Below are 253 nucleotides of genomic sequence, written 5' to 3' on the forward strand. Positions count from 1 at the left end.
AAAACGGACTCATGCCCGCCTGAAATTCCTGGTGGCAGACTGGGGCGCAGAGAAATTCAAAGACGAGCTGATCAAGCTGGTAGGTGAGCTGGAGGCTGGCGGTGAGGATTTGCTCCATGGCTGGAATGGCGGCTATTTTTACGGGATTCATGAACAGCGTCAGGAGGGTCTATACTATGCCGGCTTGTCGGTTCCAGTTGGTCGGATGAATGCAGAAGAGCTGATCGAGCTGGCGCGTCTTGCAGATGAGTAC

1 pseudogene is annotated in these 253 nt (G+C 54.2%); it reads left to right on the forward strand.

The annotated features are described in order from the left end of the window. Positions 1–253 (forward strand): annotated as a pseudogene (locus SB775_RS31835) (nitrite/sulfite reductase); the annotation flags it as partial.

This window comes from Peribacillus sp. SIMBA_075, assembly GCF_046534585.1.